This window comes from Rhizobium sp. PP-F2F-G48 (assembly GCF_004342335.1).
Taxonomy (GTDB): Bacteria; Pseudomonadota; Alphaproteobacteria; order Rhizobiales; family Rhizobiaceae; genus Ferranicluibacter.
In genome coordinates, this window is record NZ_SLVH01000012.1 from 20,827 (window position 1) to 38,773 (window position 17,947).

A 17,947-nucleotide genomic window follows, 5' to 3' on the forward strand; every position below is an offset into this window, starting at 1 on the left:
GACTTTAACACATAACCTACAGAATAAAAGCAATTTTAATCAACGCGGCATCAGCTTTTCCTCTTAATTTGCCAGAATCGTATTGTCATTTGCAGAATCTTTTTTTGATTTCACGGAATTTTGATTGGAAGTCATCTAACCTTCATGCAGCGAAGAGTCATTCCGCAGCATGTCCCCGCACGCTAAACCGACTGTCCGAGAATATGCATGCGAGAGGGGGCCGCTGCCGTCCAGTCCTCGCGCTTCTCCGACCGAAGGATTCTGAACACGGCCACGCTGATGCCTGCGAGCGTCCAATATATATAGGGAATGACGGATACGCCGCTGGTCGTTCCGATGGTGATCAGCAACGCCACCATCGTGCCGAGTAATGCGTTGATATTGAGGGTAGGCGTTTCTTCGGAAAAACACGCGCGCAGAAGATTAAAGACGATCGTGCCGAAGATCATGGCAAACAGGAACAGGCCGACAAGGCCATAGCCCAGGGCCAGTGCGATATAGGAGTTGACGATGTCGATGATGCCTTGCCCCTGGATCATCTTCTGCATCTCCGGTTCCGCGAGATAGTCGTCCGAACCGAAAAGCGGGTATCGCTCGATGACGATCAGGGAGTTTTCCATCAGCATGACGCGATAATCGGAGGTCTCCACGTCGACGGAACCGACGAAAGGCAAGAGCCGGTAGACCCGCTCCCCGGCCGGCGTCAGCATCAGTGCGGAAATCACGACCAGCCCCGCGACGGAGGCCACCGACAGATTGACGAGCCCACGTCTCGATATGGTGATCGAAATCAGCACCACCATGGCAAAGCCGAGCCATGGTCCACGGGATACGCTGGCATAGAGGCCTGCGAGAATGATGCAGAGGGCCGCGAGCACGACGACGCTGGACAATCTATGGCGCATCGTTGCGAGGAGGCATCCGCCCGCGGCAACGAAGACGACACCGAGACCGATGGGCTCGATTGCGGTGACGGCGGCGCGCAGTTGGCCGTCACGGAACAGGTAGGGCGCGATCAGGTGGACGCCCCACTGGTCGATGACGCTGTTATAGAGGCGCCAGGTCTTGCCCATCTCGACCACCGCGGCCAAGGCCAGAGGCAGTGACGCCACCACCAGCGCCAGCATGGCTTTGCGGACATCGTCCAAGCTCGTCAGCGCCCGGCTGAAAACGTAATAGGGCAGCACGATATCGAGGACATGGATCACGCAGGTGCGGATACCGACGGTGACGTCGCCGCTGCGAAACGCCAGCACGCAGATGAGGCCGACAAAGAGGATGACCAGCTTGTCCGTCGTGCTGATCGGGCCCGGACGATCCTTGCGCATCAGCGCGATGGCCGTCGGCAGCAGGAAGACCAACGCCAGTATCCGGGCCGGGTTGAAATCGAGAATCTTGTTCATCAAGCCGGGCAGGCTGACGGTGATGTCGATGGCCGGCGCCGCAAACAGCAGCATCACGTAGAAGTAGACAGGCTTCGTCGGATCGCGATGGAGGACGATGGCGAGCAGGGCGAGGAACAGCGAGAAGAGAACGAAGTTTCCCGACGTGAAGACGACGACCACGGTCGCCATCCAGACATTGCGCCAGAGAGAAAATTCAGCCTCGGGGATCATCCCGTTGACCGCGCGCCGCCCGACCATGAAGGCGGGTATCGCGACGACGACGACAAAGATCAGCGCCTTGATATATTCCGGCATATTGGCCCCATGTCGGCCGACATGCGCGGCCATTGTCCCGGAGTGGGCAGCTTTAAGCCCCCGCCCTCGTCCGTTAAGAGGTTATTGGGTATGCCGGCATACTACAACTTAACCGTTCAGGTAGATGACTCGGGGTTACCCCTCCGCCATAAGGCGTAAGCCTGAACGATCGAGGGGCGCGTTCCGGGCTCACAGCACGAAGGAGACGTGCCTGACCATCATTTCGAACGCGTGTCCGACAAGATAGCCAACCGGCCATGCCAGAAGGATCACGCACTCGAACTTCACGCTGTTCAGCCGGTAGCGAATGTTGAAATACAGAAGGATCGGCAGGGTGAGAACGCCGTGCAGGGCAATCGCCCACAATGCACCTTCGAAGCCGAACAACCAATTGGCAAGCGGCACGAGGGTAAAGAGCGCCGTCGTCTTGACGAAGCTCAGGATCGTTAGGTTCTGTGGCCGGCCGGCTGCCAGATAGACCGATGACGCGACGCCGAACCGGGTGACGAGCAGGCTGAAGGACAGGATTTCGATAATCAGCCCCGCCTCGGCATAGCGATGATCGTAGAGCAGATCGATGATCGCCCTGCCCCCGCCGTAAAGGGCGCCGGCGCTGCCGACGAAGAAGAGATCGAAGGGCAGGCGGAAGTTATAGTAGACCTTGCGGATCTGCTCCGGGGTTTCCCGCGCCACCCGGCTGAGGGCCGGTGTTGCGACGGCTGAGAACAGCCGCCCGCCTGCGCCCTCGATCATCGCGACGAGGTTGAACGCCAGGACATAGAAGCCCAGCACCGTGGGCGTCACCCAGCCTGCCAGCAGAAGGCGGTCGCCATTGGCCGCCAGCACGCTGAAGGTCGATGCCAGCATGATCCACCGACCGAAGCTCATCATCTCGCCCAGCGCCTTCCGGTCTATATGGACGCGATTGTTGGTGCCCGGCAGGCTGGTGTGGCTGAGGACGGTGAGCACCAGGGCATTCACCCAGCTGGAAATGACGAAGGACCAGATCGATCCCGTCGCCCAGCAGAGCAGGATGGCGACGACGAGGCTGATGACAAGCGCGATGAACTCGATGATCGTCAGTCGGGACAGATCCAGGTTGCGGGCGCGCGTGATCGCCTTGGTGGATTGGAAGCCCATGATGACGGCGGCAAAGCCGACAGCGCCGATGATGAGGGAGAGATCCGGATACTGGTACACCCCGCCCGTCGTCAGCCCGTAGACATTGGCCTGATCAATGGCGATTCCGACACCGATACAGATCAGCCAGATCAGGACGCCACGGACCATCTGAAGCGTCCAGGCGGTGTCGAGGAAGGGCTGGACATTGCCGTTGGGGCTCTGGATCACCGCCTGCCGAAGGCCGACATCCGACAGGAGCGTGATGACGACGAGAACCATCGTCGCAACGGCCATGACGCCGAAGACTTCGGGCACGAGCAACCGGGTCAAGACCAGGTTCGAGAGAATCCGCAGGATCTGCCCGAGCACGTATCCGCCCATAGACCACCCGCTCGCGCGCAGGACCACGGCCCGGAAGCCGGTGCGGTGCGATGTCGTCGCTGGATCTGCGGGTGGTTTCGCCGGCCTGAAAGGGCCCGCTCCATCCATGGCTTGAGGAACGGTCAAGACGCGGAAGCCTCCATGCTGTCCTCAATCAAGCTGCTGTAACGGACCCTTGCGCAAGACGCGTTCCTGAACCTCATGCGAGCTGCGAGACAAAGGGTTCGGCCTGCCGCACATCCGGGCCGACAGGCTCAGCTGCAACGGCGACGCCTGCCTGCGCACCGACAGTCCCCGCTTCGGCTTCTGAAATCGCGGCGCGCATCCGTCCGGCAAGGACGCGAACATAGGGCTCGAGCACCATGCTGTCGTGATCCCCAGGCACCTCTATGACGCTCAGGCGGTCAATATGGGGTGTCCAGCCATTGTCGTCGAGAATGGTGTCGCGCGTCGCGTTCAGACGCCGGCGGCCGGGAAGCACATAGTGGACGGCAGGCTTCGGGCGCAGCAGCGTCACCGAGCCGTCATATCGGTTCAGCTCATAGCGCAGCAAGGCGCGACGGAAGGCGCTTTCGATCCGCTCGTTGTTGAACGCCTCGGCCGACAGCCCCTGCCCTTCCGCATCTTTCTTGCGCTGCTGTTCCAGCTTCCAGGCGGCGTGGTCGCCGAGCCATGTCGTGAGGAACCTTCCCTTGTGTCGCCGGATATCCTGCAGCTTCATATGCAGCTTGTCGCGAACCGAAAGACCGGGTTGCGTCGGCAGCGGCGTGTCCAGCATCACCACATGCGACACCGTTTCACCGGCCGCCTGCAACTGCCGGGCAATTTCCAGCGCTGCCAGTCCGCCGCCGGAATAACCGGCGAGAAGATAGGGACCGGCCGGCTGGACGGCGCGGATCTCGGCGATCGCATCGCGCGCCGCCTCCTTGAAGCATTCATGCGGCGCCTGATCGCCAAATAGCCCCTTCGCCTGCAGCCCGTAGACCGGCCGCGTTGCACCGAGGATGGCGGCGAGGTGACGAAGATTGAGCACGTTGCCGAACATGCCCGCACAGATGAAAAGGGGATGTGCGGCCTGACCCGGGCCCGCATTCCGGCCGGGACCCGAATGCATCCCCACCACATATTGCGGCCTTGCGGCCGGAAGCGCATCGACGCTTTCGGATGCCGGAGCGTCGGTCTCTCCAGGCGTCATCTGCGCGCGCACGATGTCCGCGCAGCGGGCGATCGTCGGCGCCTCGAACAAAACGGAAATGGGGAGATCGACGCTGAAGCCCTTCTTGATCATCCGGAACAGGCGAACCGCGATGAGCGAATGCCCGCCGAGTTCGAAGAAGTTGTCGTCGACGCCGATCTGGGCGACCCCCAGAAGCTCGCGCCAGTATCCTGCAATGGTTTCCTCCACGGGATCGCGCGGTGCGACATAACCGGTGTCGACATCGGGCCTCTGGAAGCCGCTCTCGGCGGGAGCGTCCTTCCGCGCGGCAACAGCCGCATTCTCGCGCAGGCGTTGAAGGTCGATCGAGCTGATGACCGGCTGGATCTCATTCGTCGCGAGCGCCCGCAAAAGAGCGTCGAAACCCTCCGTCTTCATGATCCCGAGGCTCGTCTGCACCTTGAGCCGCAGCAAGGCGGGCGACAGATGGCCTTGCGATGCGGCCGGGTTTTCGACCGCGCTCTCGTGACGCACCGGTGCCGGCATGGTCCGATCCTCGAGCTGCTTCATGACGAAGCGGCGTATCTCCAGCACAGGGTCTCCGTCAGGCTCGGTGACCAGGACGTCGAAGACGGCATATCCCGCGCCGAATTCGCTCACGTCGGACAGGCGCACCCGGCTGACGATGGATGCCGGCAAAGGTTTATGAACGGTGATGGAGCCGTAGGTCATCGGCACCCAGAGGCGGGCGGCGCGATCCTGCGTTCCGACCAGCGCCATCCCATAGCCGGTGGCGATGTCGAGCAGGGCGGGATGCATCAACGTCTGCGCGTCGCTCAACCGATAGGCGAGGTCCAGTTCGAGTTCCGCGATGGCCTCCCGGCTTCCGAGCATCAGCGATTTCAGCACGTCCCAGCGCCGGCCGAAGCGAATGTTTTCAGCCTGTGCGGAGACGAGCGTGGCGCCGGGTTGCGCCACCTGGCGCACCATGCCGTCCATCGCCGGGTCGGGAATGTCCAGCACGGGCGATACAGCGCCCGATCGCGTCAACAGAACAGCCTCTGCGTAGGTTTCGAACGGCTGATCCGCGGAGGACCTCGCCGTCACCACCGCCCGGTATCCGCCCGTGCGCGGCGCGAGCCGCACGCGAAGCTCAGTCGGCGCGCGATCGTCCACCAGAAGCGCTTTCAGGAACATGAGGTCGCGAATGTCAAGCTGCAGCGCAAGCCCGTATTCGCGCGCCGCCTGAAGGATGAGCTCGATATAGCCCGTTCCCGGAAGAACGGCCTGGCCGTTCGTCAGGCGGTGCTCGTCCAGCATCCAGTGGCTTTGCGGGCTGAGAACGAGCGTCAGCCACGGCCGGCCCTGCTCGTCCTCGGTCCACCCCTCGAAGCACGGGCCCTCAGCCGGGCCGGCGACCGGAATAAGATCGAGATCGCGCATCTCGGATCCCACCGCGCGCGCGGCGAGCCCGACATCGTTCCAGATGCCCCAGTGGATCGCGCGGGTCTTGCGACCCGAAATGTCCGACATGCTCTCGGCATAGGCGTTGAGATAGGCGTTCGCCGCGACGTAATCCACCTGGCCGGCCGGAGCGGTGTCCGTACTGGTCGAGGAGAAGAGAATGACGAGATCGAGCGACACGTCCCGGAAAACGTCGTCGAGAACGGTGGTTCCCAGCAGTTTCGGTGCCAGGACGCGCTTGATGCTGTCCTCGGATTTCACCTGGAGCGGGGCATCGTCCACGAGGCCGGCCGCGTGGAAGACACCGTTGATCTCGCCGAACCGGGCGAGCGCGAGGCTTACTGCCTGCTTCATCTCCTCCGGATTGGTGACGTCGGCCTTGATATAGAGAACCTCGGCACCGCGTTGCTCGAGCTTTCGGATCGCCGAGGTCGCGCGCCGGATGGCGTCGTGCCCGTGAAGACGGTCGTACGCGGTCCAGGCCTCCCGGGGCGGAAGCTCCAGCCGTCCGGTCAGAACGATACGGGCCTGATAGCGGTCGGCGAGATCGCCGGCCAGAACGAGGGCGATATCCCCGAGACCTCCGGTAAAGAAATAGACGCCCCGGCGACGGAAGTCCGAGCCGAGCCCTTCGCCGGCCGCAAGCGACATCTTCTCGTAGACGCGCGACCAGCGATGATGCTGCCGGTACGCGACAGTCTCGCAGGCCGGCGCCGCCAGAATGTCTTCCCACAGCTGCTCGACAAGAAAGGCGGGCGGCGCGTCGTCAGCCTCGGGTTTGCGCGGCTTCCCGAAGAACGTCTTGGGCGCGGATGTTTCCGCGAAGGGCAGTTGAACATCCACGAGCTTGACCGTGACGCCGTCCAGCTCCTTGGGAATGACAAGGCCCGGTCCGAGGACGGTCGCCTTTTCCGGATAGGGCACGGGTTCGGGGCCCACACGCTGCATGCCGTTGGTGACGACCGTCATGTGGGTGTCGGACGTGCTGCCGCCCTCGCTGAGGGCCTGCGCCAGGAACAGGAGACTGTCGAACCCACATTCCTGATTGCGATGGAAGACGTTCGAGCCGGGCCGGAAGCGGTCCTCACGGGTCACGAGCCACAGATGCACGATGTTCGAGGGAAGGCAGCCGTCGCCGGCAAGGCCTGCAATGAGAGCGTCGTAGCCCGGACGCCCCATTTCGGCGCAGAGAACATAATCGTCGGCGCTCCGGCGGGCGAAGGTGTCCGCCAGCGTGACGGTGACGACGCGTGCGCCGCCCGTCCGCAACCTATCCACGAGGCTGCGGCCGAGACCGGCCTCATCGAGAAAGACGAGCCACGGGCCCGACGGGGTTGGCGCCCCGTCGATGAAGTTGGACACCGACTTCTTCCAGGCAGGACGATAGCCCCAGTCTGCGATATCGGCATTCTTGACGAGCGCCACATCCTTGCGGCCGGCGCTCTGCGTTGCCGGCTCGATGAAGTAACGTTTGTGTTCGAACGCATAGGTGGGCAGCGATACGCGTCGCGGCGCGCTGTCCTGCCACAGGGCATCGATCGTCACCGGCAGCCCGGTCGCCCAGGCGCGACCGAGAGCTGCGTGAAAATGCAGCCGGTCGTCGGTGAGGTCGCTCGCATGCGGCAGCGTGTTGATGACCCGGTTGGCATCGATCCCGCCCTGCGCCTTGGCAAGCGACGAGAGGGTGCGTCCCGGGCCAACCTCGATGTAGATCCGGCCCGGATCCTGCGCCAGTGCCGCCATGCCCGTCGCGAACTCGACGGTCGAACGGAGATGTCCGACCCAATAGAGGGGATCCGTCGCTTCGCGCGCGGTTAGCCAGGTCCCGCTTCTGTTGGACATCACCGGAATGGCCGGCGGACGCAAGACGAGCGTTCTGAGGAACGCTTCGAACCGCCCGAGGATCGGGGCGAGCATGCGGGAATGCGCCGCGATGTTGATGGGAATGCGCGATGTATCCACGCCGCGTTGCGCAAGGACCGCACCGAAAGCCTCCAGATCGGCATCTCGTCCTGACACGACGCAGAGACCCGGCGCGTTGACCGACGCCATGTCGAGCGTCGGCGGGAGCAGCTTGACGAGGTCCTCCGCATCGAGCGAAACGCTCAGCATGCCGCCGGCTTCCACCGTGTCGAACAGTTCGCCGCGCAACCGCACGAGATTGACGGCATCGCGATAGGACAGAACGCCAGCTAAGCAAGCCGCGGCGTTCTCGCCCATGGAGTGGCCGATCAGGGCCTTTGGCATCACGCCCCACGACATCCAGAGGCGGGAAATGGCGACTTCGACGATCAGAATCGCCGGCAATTGCACGGAGGGACGCAGGAACGAGACGGGATCGGCCTCCTCCGCCAGCCAAGCGTGGTGCACTTCTGACGCCGCCGCCGCGGTCAGATAGGACAGACCTTCATCGACATGGGCGCGGAAATCGGCATTCGCGCGGTAGAGCGCCCGCGCCATGCCCGGATGCTGCGCGCCGCCGCCCGGAAAAAGGAACACCGCGCCGGACACAGCCTCGACCGGCGTATGAACGAAGGTTCGGCTCGGCGCCGGATCGGACAGCGTCGCGATTGCATCGTCCCGGCCCTCGACGGCCACGACCAGCCGGTGCTCGAAATGACGGCGTCCGTGGAACAGCGTGTAGGCGACATCCGCGAGAGCCTGCGCCGGCTGGCCGGAGAGATGGGCCGCCAGTTGCGCCCGCGCGCGGTCCAAGCCCTTGCGATGGCGCGACGACAGCATCAGGACCAGCGGATGGTCGCCTGCCTGCGTGCCGGGTGCTGCGACGGGAATGGGGGCCTGCTCCAGGATGGCGTGCGCATTCGTGCCGCCGACACCCAGCGAGTTGACGGCGCCGCGTCTCGGACCCTGGACCTGCGGCCATTTCGACAGTTTGTCGTTGACGAGGAAGGGGCTTCCCGCGAAATCGATCGACGGATTGGGCTTCTCGAAGCCAAGGGTCGGCGGCATCTCGCCATGTTTCAGAGACAGCGCAACCTTGATGAGACCTACCACGCCGGCCGCGGTGTCGAGATGTCCGATATTGGATTTGACCGATCCCACGCGGCAGAAGCCGGAGCGGTCGGTGCTCTGCCGGAACGCCTGCGTCAGGGCCGCGATCTCGATGGGATCTCCGAGGTAGGTCCCGGTGCCATGGCATTCGACATACTGGATGGACGCCGCGTCGATGCCGGCGAGGCCCTGCGCCTCGATGATGGCTTCGGCCTGCCCTTCGACGCTGGGGGCGAGATAGCCCGACTTGCCGGCGCCGTCATTGTTGACCGCCGTGCTCTTGATGACCGCATGAATGATGTCGCCGTCGCGGATCGCGTCCGAGAGCCGGCGGAGTACGACGACGCCGGCGCCGCTGCCGAACACGGTTCCGGCGGCGCGATGGTCGAACGGCCGGCAATGTCCGTCGGGCGACAGGATTTCGCCTTCGTTAAACATGTAGCCGCGGCGATGCGGCATCTCGATCGTCACGCCGCCCGCGAGCGCCATGTCGCTTTCGCCGTTGATCAGGCTCTGGCAGGCGTAGTGAACGGCGACGAGCGACGTCGAGCATGCCGTCTGGATGTTGATGCTCGGCCCGTGCAGATCGAAGAGATAGGATGCGCGCGTCGCGAGGAAGTCCTTGTCGTTGCCGGTATGGCGCAGGAGGAACATGCCGACCTGATCGACCAGCTGGCGGTTGCTGCAGATGTTGAAGTAGAAATAGCTGCCCATGCCGCATCCGGCGAAGACGCCGACCGGCCCGGTTTCGCGGTCCGGCGTCCTGCCCGCATCCTCCATCGCCTCCCACGCGCATTCCAGAAACTGGCGATGCTGCGGGTCCATGATGGCAGCGTCCTTGGGGCTCATGCCGAAGAACTCGGCGTCGAACATCTCCATGTCGGCGAGATCCGCCGTCCGCTTGACATAGTTCGGATGGTGGATCCGCTCCGGGTCCTCGCCCGCCTCGGCCAGATCGTCCGCCGAAAGCGTGCGCACGCTTTCCACGCCGTTGCGCAGGTTCTGCCAGAATTCCCCTGTCGTCCGGGCGCCGGGCACCCTCAGCGCCATGCCGACGATCGCGATGTCACAAGGACCGATTTGAGACGAATTTTCCAGCATCTGGACCCTACTATCAACACCGAGGGGAAGAATGACCGAGCGCGGCCATGACGGCACGTGCAGCGCGCGGACACGACCCGCGTTCACCTCGTGATTTTCCCCTTACCGTCTGCGATCTCAAGTACACCTTCTGAAGACACCCTCATCCAAAGGGATGTGGCGTCATCTGCAAGGGGATGTCCGTTGGGTGATCGAAGGGGGAAACACACCCGAACGGGTGCTTTGCCAGAACTTGATAATTGGGCGCGCAACGGTTGGAATAATCCTGTTCTTAACTGCGAGGTGACCTCATGACGCGTGTTGATTGTGCATTGATCGGCGACGAATTGCTGCTGGTGCAGTGCGCCGAAATTCTGCTCGGACGCGGTCATGCCATTGCCGTCATCACCACCGCGAACCCGCGCGTGCGCGACTGGGCCGAGCGGCATGCGATCCGGACGATCGACCCGACCGATGGTTTCGCGGAAGCGCTTGCCGGCCTCGATTACGGCTGGCTGTTCAGCATCGCCAATCTCCGGGTGATCCCCGAGGCGGTCTGGCGGAAGGCCCGGTCTGGCGCGATCAACTTCCACGACGCGCCACTCCCCGCGCGCGCAGGGCTGAACACGCCGTCCTGGGCCATTCTCGAGGACGAACCCCGCCACGGCGTGACATGGCATGCGATCACGAGCGGCATCGACGAAGGTGACGTCTATGCCGCAGAAACGTTTGAGATCAGCGCCGACGAGACGGCCCTGACCTTGAACAGCAAATGTTTCGAGGCCGGCATAAAGAGCTTCGCGACGGTCCTGCAGCAGATCGAACAGGATATGCTGCGCCCGCAGCCGCAGGACATTTCGCAGAGACGCTATTACGGCCGGAACCGCCGTCCCAACGCGGCCGCGACCCTCCGGTTCGACCAGAGTGCCGACGCGCTGTCGCGCATCGTGCGCGCTCTCGATTTCGGCGCCGGCTACGTCAATCCGCTTGCGCTTCCCAAGATCCGCACAGGCAGCGGCCTGTTTGCCGTCACCCGCTTCGAGATCCTGTCGCATCTTCCCTCAGAGCCGGCAGGCATGGTGATGACCGTCGGCCCTCAGGGGGTGACGATCGGCACTGGCGATCGCCCGGTCCTAGTTGAAGGCGCGACTCTTGCGGCCAGCCGGGATGACAAGCTTTCGGATGTCCTGCGGCCCGGCATGGTTTTGCCGCTGATGAGCGAGGAGGAGGCGCAATCCCTGTCGGAGGCGGTCGAGGCCATTGCCCGTCATGAGCCGGGTTGGCGCCGGCAGTTGCGAGACATCATCGATATCGAAACCGACGGTATCGGCATGGCCGAACACGGCCGGTCTGCCGACATTCAGGTGCTGACGCTCGATCTGCCCGCAGCCGTGATGTCGGGCGATGCGGCCTCCGTCATCGGTGCCTTTTTGGCGCGGCTGTCCGGACAGACGGCGTTCGATATCGCCTATCGCGGTCCGGCGCTGCAGACGCTCCAGGACAGCCATCCCGGATATTTCACGGCAGCCGTTCCCTTGCGCATCTCCGCGCCCGAGAACGTTCCGGTAACGGATCTCGCGCGCCAGATCAGCAGTTCGAGGGATCGACTGGCGACGGCCGGCGCTTTTGCGACCGATCTCGTGCAGCGGGTTCCCGGTCTCCGGCACCCGATCCTGTCCTTCGGCCTTGCGGAGATCGAGCCGGCAGCGGCCGTGACACCCATCGAGCCCTGCGCGGTCACCTTCGTCGTCTCCGGAGGCACGCTGCGGCTGCTGTACGACCGCAACCGCGTGAACGATGCCACCGCGGCGCAGCTCGCCACGCGGTTTGCGATCTTCGCCGAAGCCTTTGAGAGCGGCACCGGCCCCGTAAGCGCCTTGCCGCTGATGTCGAAAGAGGAACAGCACGAGATCGTGACGCGCTGGAACCGGACAGAGCGCGATTACGACCGGGATGTCTGCGTTCACCACCTGATCGAACGGCAGGTCGATGCGCAGCCGGACGCGGAAGCGATCGCATTTCGCGGCCGGTCGCTCACGTTCCGCCAGATGGATCAACGCGCAAACCGCATCGCGCATGCGCTCGCCGCCTGTGGCGTCGGGCCGGACGTTCTGGTCGGCCTCCATGTTTCACGCTCGCCCGATCTCGTGGTCGCGGCCCTCGCCGTGCTCAAGGCCGGCGGCGCCTACGTCCCGCTCGACCCGGATTTCCCGACCGAGCGCCTGGCCGATATGGTGGAAGACAGCAAGGCGAAGGTCATTCTGACGGAGCGAAGCCTTGCCGGCACCTTCTCGGACGCCCTCACCCCGGAGCGCCACAAGACGCTGTTCATCGAGGATTGCCTGGCCGAACGGCAGGAGACAGGCGATGACGCACGGCTCGAGTCCGGGGTCACGGCAGGCGACCTCGCCTATGTGATCTACACCTCCGGTTCGACAGGCAAGCCCAAGGGGGTCATGGTCGAGCATCGCAACGTCGTCAACTTCTTTGCCGGCATGGACGATGTCATCCCGCGGTCGGGACGCGACCGCGACGTCTGGCTCGCCGTCACGAGCCTGTCCTTCGACATTTCCGTGCTGGAACTCTTCTGGACGCTGGCGACCGGCTTCAAGGTGGTCGTGCATGCGAACCGTAGACAAAAGGGCACGGCCGCGAAGACGCGGCGTTCGCGCGCCGGCCGGCCGCTGGATTTCGGCCTGTTCTACTGGGGCCACGATGCCGGCGTGGACGGAGAGCGCTACCGGCTGCTCCTGGAGGGCTCCAAATTTGCCGACCGAAACGGCTTTCAGTCGGTCTGGACGCCGGAGCGGCATTTTCATGCCTTCGGCGGCTCCTATCCGAACCCGGCCGTGACGGGCGCGGCCGTGGCCGCCGTGACGGAAAACCTGTCCATCCGGGCGGGAAGCTGCGTCTTTCCGCTGCATCACCCCGCCCGCATCGCCGAGGATTGGGCCGTCGTGGACAATCTCAGCCGGGGACGGGTTGCACTCGCCGCGGCTTCGGGATGGATGCCGGAGGATTTCGTTCTGCGCCCCGAGAACGCGCCGCCTCACAACAAGGCCGCGCTGCTGCGCAGCATCGACGAGGTCCGCCGGCTCTGGCGCGGAGAGAGCGTCGAGTTTCCCCTTGGTGACACGAAGGTCGCCGTCACGACGCATCCGAGACCGTTGCAGAAGGAGCTGCCGGTGTGGCTGACGACTGCCGGCAATCCGGAAAGCTACCGCGAGGCAGCGCGTGTCGGCGCGAATGTCCTGACCCATCTTCTCGGCCAGACGGTGGAAGAACTGGCGGACAAGATCGTCATCTATCGCGAGGAGCTGGTCAAATTCGGCCGCAATCCCGACGATTACAAGGTCACCCTCATGCTTCACACGCTTCTCGGCGAAGACCGGGAAGAGGTCCGGGCGCAGGCGCGCCAACCGATGAAGGACTATCTGCGAAGTGCCGCGGCGCTGATCAAGCAATATGCTTGGGCGTTCCCGGCCTTCAAGAAGCCGCAGGGCGTTTCGCAACCGGCCGATATCGACCTGCAATCGGTGTCGCCGGACGAACTGGACGCCATTCTCGAATTTGCCTTCCTCCGATATTTCGAGGACAGCGGCCTCTTCGGCACCGTAGACGATGCCCTGCTGCGCATCGATCAATTGCTTGCCATCGGCGTGGACGATATTGCATGCCTTGTGGATTTCGGCGTCGAGCAGCAGGTCGTGCTCGACCGGCTGCAGCCCTTGGCGGCGCTGGTCTCGATCGTTCGCGGCGCGGCACAGGAAGACGACATCGGCGAGGGATTTGCCGCGGAGATCGCGGCGCATGCGGTAACCCACATGCAGTGCACCCCGTCGATGGCGCGGATGTTCCTGATGAGCGAGGAGGATCGCACGGCCTTCGCCAGCCTCCGCCATCTCTTCATCGGCGGCGAGGCGCTGAAGGGATCGCTGCTCAGAGACCTGGCGGCCGAGACCGACGCGCCGGTGATCAATATGTACGGACCGACGGAAACGACGATCTGGTCCTCCACCTTCCCCGCCGCCGCGACGCAGGAAACCGTTCCGCTCGGCCATCCGATCGCAAACACCCAGCTCTACGTTCTCGATGCCGCCCGCCAGCCCGTGCCGGCAGGAACCGCCGGCGAACTCTATATCGGCGGCGATGGCGTCACACGCGGCTATCTCAACCGCGAGGCGCTCACAAGCGAGCGCTTCCTGCCGAACCCGTTCGAGAAGGGACGCATCTACCGGACGGGCGATCTCGTCCGCTTCGCAGAGGACGGCGTGCTGCATTTCATCGGCCGCGTCGATCATCAGGTCAAGGTTCGGGGCTACCGCATCGAGCTTGGCGAGATCGAGGCCCAGATCGGGCTTTTCCCCGGCGTTCTGGAAACGGTGGTCGTCACGCGGGAGGATACCGCCGACGATGTGCGCATCGTCGCCTACATGCGGACCTCGGTGCCGATTGCCGATGCCGCGCTACGCGCGCATCTGGCCCGGACGCAGCCGGACTACATGATCCCCGCGCATTTCGTGACCCTGGACACCTTTCCGCTGACGCCCAACGCCAAGATCGACCGCAAGCGCCTGCCGAAGCCCGATATGGCGCAGACCCCGGCCATCGCCGACCGGTTCGTTGCCCCGGCTGACGGGTTGCAGCAGGCGATCGCGGAGATTTTCCGCCGGGCGCTCAATATCGAGCGGGTCGGGACCACGGACAGCTTCTTCAAGCTCGGAGGGCATTCGCTGCTGGCGATCAAGGTTCACCGCGAGCTCAAGGCCGGCGTCGCGCCGGATCTGACGATCACCGATCTCTTCCGGTTTCCGACCGTCGCGGCCCTTGCCGAACATATCGGCGACCGGGGCGAGAAGACCAACGAGCGCCTTGGGGAGGCCGCCAGCCGAGCGGCCCGCCGGCGGATGGCCTTCGGCGGCGCGGCGGGCCGGAGCCACGTGAGGGATCTTGTCTGAACCGTTCTTCCGCAGTCTCTTCGACCCCCGGATCGCGACGTCCGAGGGTCTGATCGGCGAATACTCTTTCGGGGATTTTCCCGAGGAGGCCGCTCTCATGCGCAACGCCGCGCCGAAACGCCGGGCGGAGTTCTTTGCAGGCCGAGCCTGTGCGCGACATGCTCTCGGGCAGCTCGGACTTCGCCCGGTCGCCATCCCCTCAGACGCGGACCGGGCACCGGTCTGGCCGGACGGGATCGTCGGAAGCCTCAGCCATTCGCAGACCCTTGCCGGCGTCGCGCTCGCCTCAAAGGCCGACGGCTTTCGCTCGATCGGCCTCGACATCGAGGAGGCGACCCCGCTCGATGAATCCTATGCTGAGGAGATCTGCATCGCGAGCGAGCGCGACTGGCTCGCGCGCATGCCGGGGGAGCGCCGGGGCCTGTTGCTCAAGGTGATCTTCAGCGCCAAGGAATGCGCCTACAAATGCCAGTATCCCCTCACCCGGACGTTTCTCGGGTTCGAGGCATTTCGTATCGATCTGGATTGTGACAGCGGAAGCTTCGTGGCGGAAACGACGGCCGCTGTCGGGCCGTTTCCAGACGGTTACAGACTGGCTGGACGCTTCCTGATCGCGCGCGATCACATCGCCACGGCCATCACGCTCCGCTGAAGCTGGAACTGCGATGGCCGATATCGGGCAGTTGCGTCGATGGCGTCAACGGCGTGCCGATGGCGCGTCAGTTCCGCGTCGGCAGTCGGCCTGAGACTTCGCCCCAGAACAGCCCGGCCAGCGGCACGACGGCATAGACGTAGCGGCGCCACAGACGCTTCGGATCGGAGGCCATGCGGTGGAGCCATTCCAGGCCCGCCCGCTGCATCCAGAGGGGAGCGCGCCTTTTCCGCCCGACGAGAAATTCCAGTGCCGCGCCGACACAGAACCCGATTCCCATTGCCTCGCTCCGGCTGGCCAAAGCATGCGCGATCTTCTCGGACTGGGGTGAGCCGATGGCGATGAACACGAAGCGCGCATCTCCGGCAGCGACGAAATCGACGCAGGCATCGAGCGCGGCCGTATCCGTCCAGACGTCCGGCGGCGGCACGAGCGAACGGAAACGCACGTTCGGATAGGCCGCCGCGAGATCGACCATGATGGCCTCATTGGCGGCAATGACCGAGATGAGATCGCCTGGCTCGATGACGGACTTGAACAGGTGCACCGTCAGATCCGATCCGGTCATCAGGGGCAGCTTCAGAAAGGTTGCGTGCGCCATGGCCTGGATCGGCCTGCTATCGCACAGAGACAACCATGCCTGATCGTAAAACGACCCGAGTGCCCTTTCGCGGTTCAATCGCACGACATGATCGACATTGGGCGTAACCACATAGCGAAATCTGGAGGTGGGATCTGCGCTGCGGATGAGCTCCAGGATCCTGTCGCGGGGCACGAGGTCGAACGGCGCGCCAAGAAACCGGCATCGTCGTCCCAGAGGGCCGCGCAAGGGTCTTAGCTCCGTATGCTCCACGATTGCCATGCCTTACTCCTCCCAGAGATCGAGGGCTCGACGCTCCCTTTAGAGGATGTCACCGATAAAACCCTGTTATCGTTAGCTTTTGAATGTGCGCGGAAAATTACAGGCATAGCAATTGATCGCTCGGCATCCCTAGGGTGTACGGCCGGCCCTCCGGGTGGTCTTATGGTTACGAAAGGATTAACGGGCGCCTATCCGAAGGCGGTAGACGGCGACATTGAGCATTTTCGAGATCCGACCCTAGTCTTGCAGACGTCATCGGAGGCCGGGGTTAACCCACGGGCCGGGGTGATTCTACGGGGAGGACCGTCCATGCTGCACTATCCGTTCTGGTCGGCGGCCATGTTCATGGCGGCGCTCGCCTGCGTGCCGGCCGTGATCTTCGCGGTGGAATGCATCACGGGCAGCCTTCGCCCGGCGCGCAAACGCGCACCGGATGAACAGGAGGCCGGCGAGAGAGAGGTCGCCCTCGCGGTGCTCGTTCCCGCGCATGACGAGGAAGACGGCCTTGCCGCTACGCTTGCCAGCATCGGCCGGCAGCTTCAGGCCGGCGACCGGCTCGTGGTCGTCGCGGACAATTGCACCGACAGGACCGCAGCCATTGCGCAGCAGGCCGGCGCCGAGGTGGTCGAGCGAGACGATCCGGCGCGGCGTGGAAAGGGCTATGCGCTCAGTGCGGGCATCGCCCACCTCTCTGCCGCACCGCCGCCGGTCGTCATCATCGTCGATGCGGATTGCACGCTTGCCCCGCATGCTCTCGATCGGCTTGCAGAGGCGGCCGCGACGTCCGGAGGACCGATACAGGGCCGCTACCTCATGCAGGCACCCGTCCTCGGCAAACTCGATCTGGCCGTCTCCGAATTCGCCTTCACCGTCAAGAACCACGTCAGGCCTCTCGGCCTGGCGAGACTGGGCCTGCCCTGCCAGCTGACGGGAAGCGGCATGGCATTTCCCTGGGCGGTGCTCGCGAAAGCCGACCTTGCGAACGGGCATCTGGTCGAAGACATGAAGCTGGGTCTGGATCTGGCAAGGCAGGGCTCTGCGCCGCGCTTCTGCCGCGATGCCGTCATTCTCAGCCAGTTTCCCCAGACGCGACGCGGCCTCGACAGCCAGCGACGGCGCTGGGAGGGCGGGCATCTCGCCATCATCGGGACGGCCGTCGGTTCGTTCCGGAACGTCCGCCTTGTCTTGCAGCGGGCCTATGTCGCCATGGTGCTCGACGTGTTGGTTCCGCCGCTGACACTCCTGGTGCTGGTGCTGGCGATGGTGTGGGCCGCGTGTGCCGTCGTGGCGCTTTCCGGAAGCGGCCTGTTGCCGTTGACGCTGGCCACAGTGAACGTCGCCTTGCTGTGCGCGGCGACCCTGGCAGCCTGGCAGGCGCACGGGCAACGGGCCCTGCCGGCGCGCGCCCTCGGCAGGCTTCCCGTCTATGTCGTCCGCAAGATGGCCAGCTATCCCGGCGCGCTTCTGGGAAGACGCCCCACGGACTGGGTGCGAACGGACCGCAAGTCCTGAGACATATCGGGCGGCGCGGTCTCACGCAGGGTTACGCCGCTCGAAAAA

The 17,947-nt window shown here is 64.2% G+C and carries 7 protein-coding genes; 3 read left to right on the top strand and 4 right to left on the bottom strand.

Features of this window, described 5'->3' with window-relative positions:
* Positions 1-182: 182 nt before the first annotated feature.
* The 3 genes from C8J36_RS21470 to C8J36_RS21480 all read right to left on the bottom strand — a co-directional run bounded on the left by C8J36_RS21470 (position 183) and on the right by C8J36_RS21480 (position 9,936).
* Positions 183-1,700 (bottom strand): O-antigen ligase family protein, encoded by a 1,518-nt coding sequence (locus tag C8J36_RS21470; RefSeq protein ID WP_165915137.1) that lies wholly within the window; start codon positions 1,698-1,700, stop codon positions 183-185.
* A gap of 189 nt (positions 1,701-1,889) precedes the next feature.
* Positions 1,890-3,230, bottom strand: a complete 1,341-nt coding sequence (locus C8J36_RS21475; protein ID WP_132537465.1) for an oligosaccharide flippase family protein — start codon at positions 3,228-3,230, stop codon at positions 1,890-1,892.
* A gap of 172 nt (positions 3,231-3,402) precedes the next feature.
* The gene (locus C8J36_RS21480; protein WP_132537386.1) at positions 3,403-9,936 is read right to left on the bottom strand and encodes a type I polyketide synthase; all 6,534 of its coding nucleotides are present in this window, start codon (positions 9,934-9,936) and stop codon (positions 3,403-3,405) included.
* Between the two features lie 290 nt (positions 9,937-10,226).
* Between C8J36_RS21480 and C8J36_RS21485 the strand changes: the two genes are divergently transcribed.
* Both C8J36_RS21485 and C8J36_RS21490 read left to right on the top strand, forming a co-directional pair.
* Complete coding sequence (locus C8J36_RS21485; protein WP_132537387.1) at positions 10,227-14,873, top strand: MupA/Atu3671 family FMN-dependent luciferase-like monooxygenase; 4,647 nt, start codon at positions 10,227-10,229, stop codon at positions 14,871-14,873.
* The gene (locus C8J36_RS21490; RefSeq protein WP_132537388.1) at positions 14,866-15,525 is read left to right on the top strand and encodes a 4'-phosphopantetheinyl transferase superfamily protein; all 660 of its coding nucleotides are present in this window, start codon (positions 14,866-14,868) and stop codon (positions 15,523-15,525) included. Before C8J36_RS21485 ends, C8J36_RS21490 begins: the two co-directional genes overlap by 8 nt.
* Before the next feature lie 67 nt (positions 15,526-15,592).
* Here the strand turns inward: C8J36_RS21490 and C8J36_RS21495 are convergent, their stop codons facing one another.
* Positions 15,593-16,387: a WecB/TagA/CpsF family glycosyltransferase gene (locus tag C8J36_RS21495; RefSeq protein WP_132537389.1), complete on the bottom strand. Its 795-nt coding sequence runs from the start codon at positions 16,385-16,387 to the stop codon at positions 15,593-15,595.
* 309 nt (positions 16,388-16,696) lie between these two features.
* Between C8J36_RS21495 and C8J36_RS21500 the strand changes: the two genes are divergently transcribed.
* Complete coding sequence (locus tag C8J36_RS21500; RefSeq protein ID WP_132537390.1) at positions 16,697-17,899, top strand: glycosyltransferase family 2 protein; 1,203 nt, start codon at positions 16,697-16,699, stop codon at positions 17,897-17,899.
* Positions 17,900-17,947: the final 48 nt, after the last annotated feature.

What these genes read in the sequence shown, in the direction of transcription:
- C8J36_RS21500 (WP_132537390.1), top strand. Translation starts at nt 16,697, where the DNA reads ATGCTGCACTATCCGTTCTGGTCGGCGGCCATGTTCATGGCGGCGCTC.
- C8J36_RS21485 (WP_132537387.1), top strand. Translation starts at nt 10,227, where the DNA reads ATGACGCGTGTTGATTGTGCATTGATCGGCGACGAATTGCTGCTGGTG.
- C8J36_RS21480 (WP_132537386.1), bottom strand. Translation starts at nt 9,936, where the DNA reads ATGCTGGAAAATTCGTCTCAAATCGGTCCTTGTGACATCGCGATCGTC.
- C8J36_RS21470 (WP_165915137.1), bottom strand. Translation starts at nt 1,700, where the DNA reads ATGCCGGAATATATCAAGGCGCTGATCTTTGTCGTCGTCGTCGCGATA.
- C8J36_RS21495 (WP_132537389.1), bottom strand. Translation starts at nt 16,387, where the DNA reads ATGGCAATCGTGGAGCATACGGAGCTAAGACCCTTGCGCGGCCCTCTG.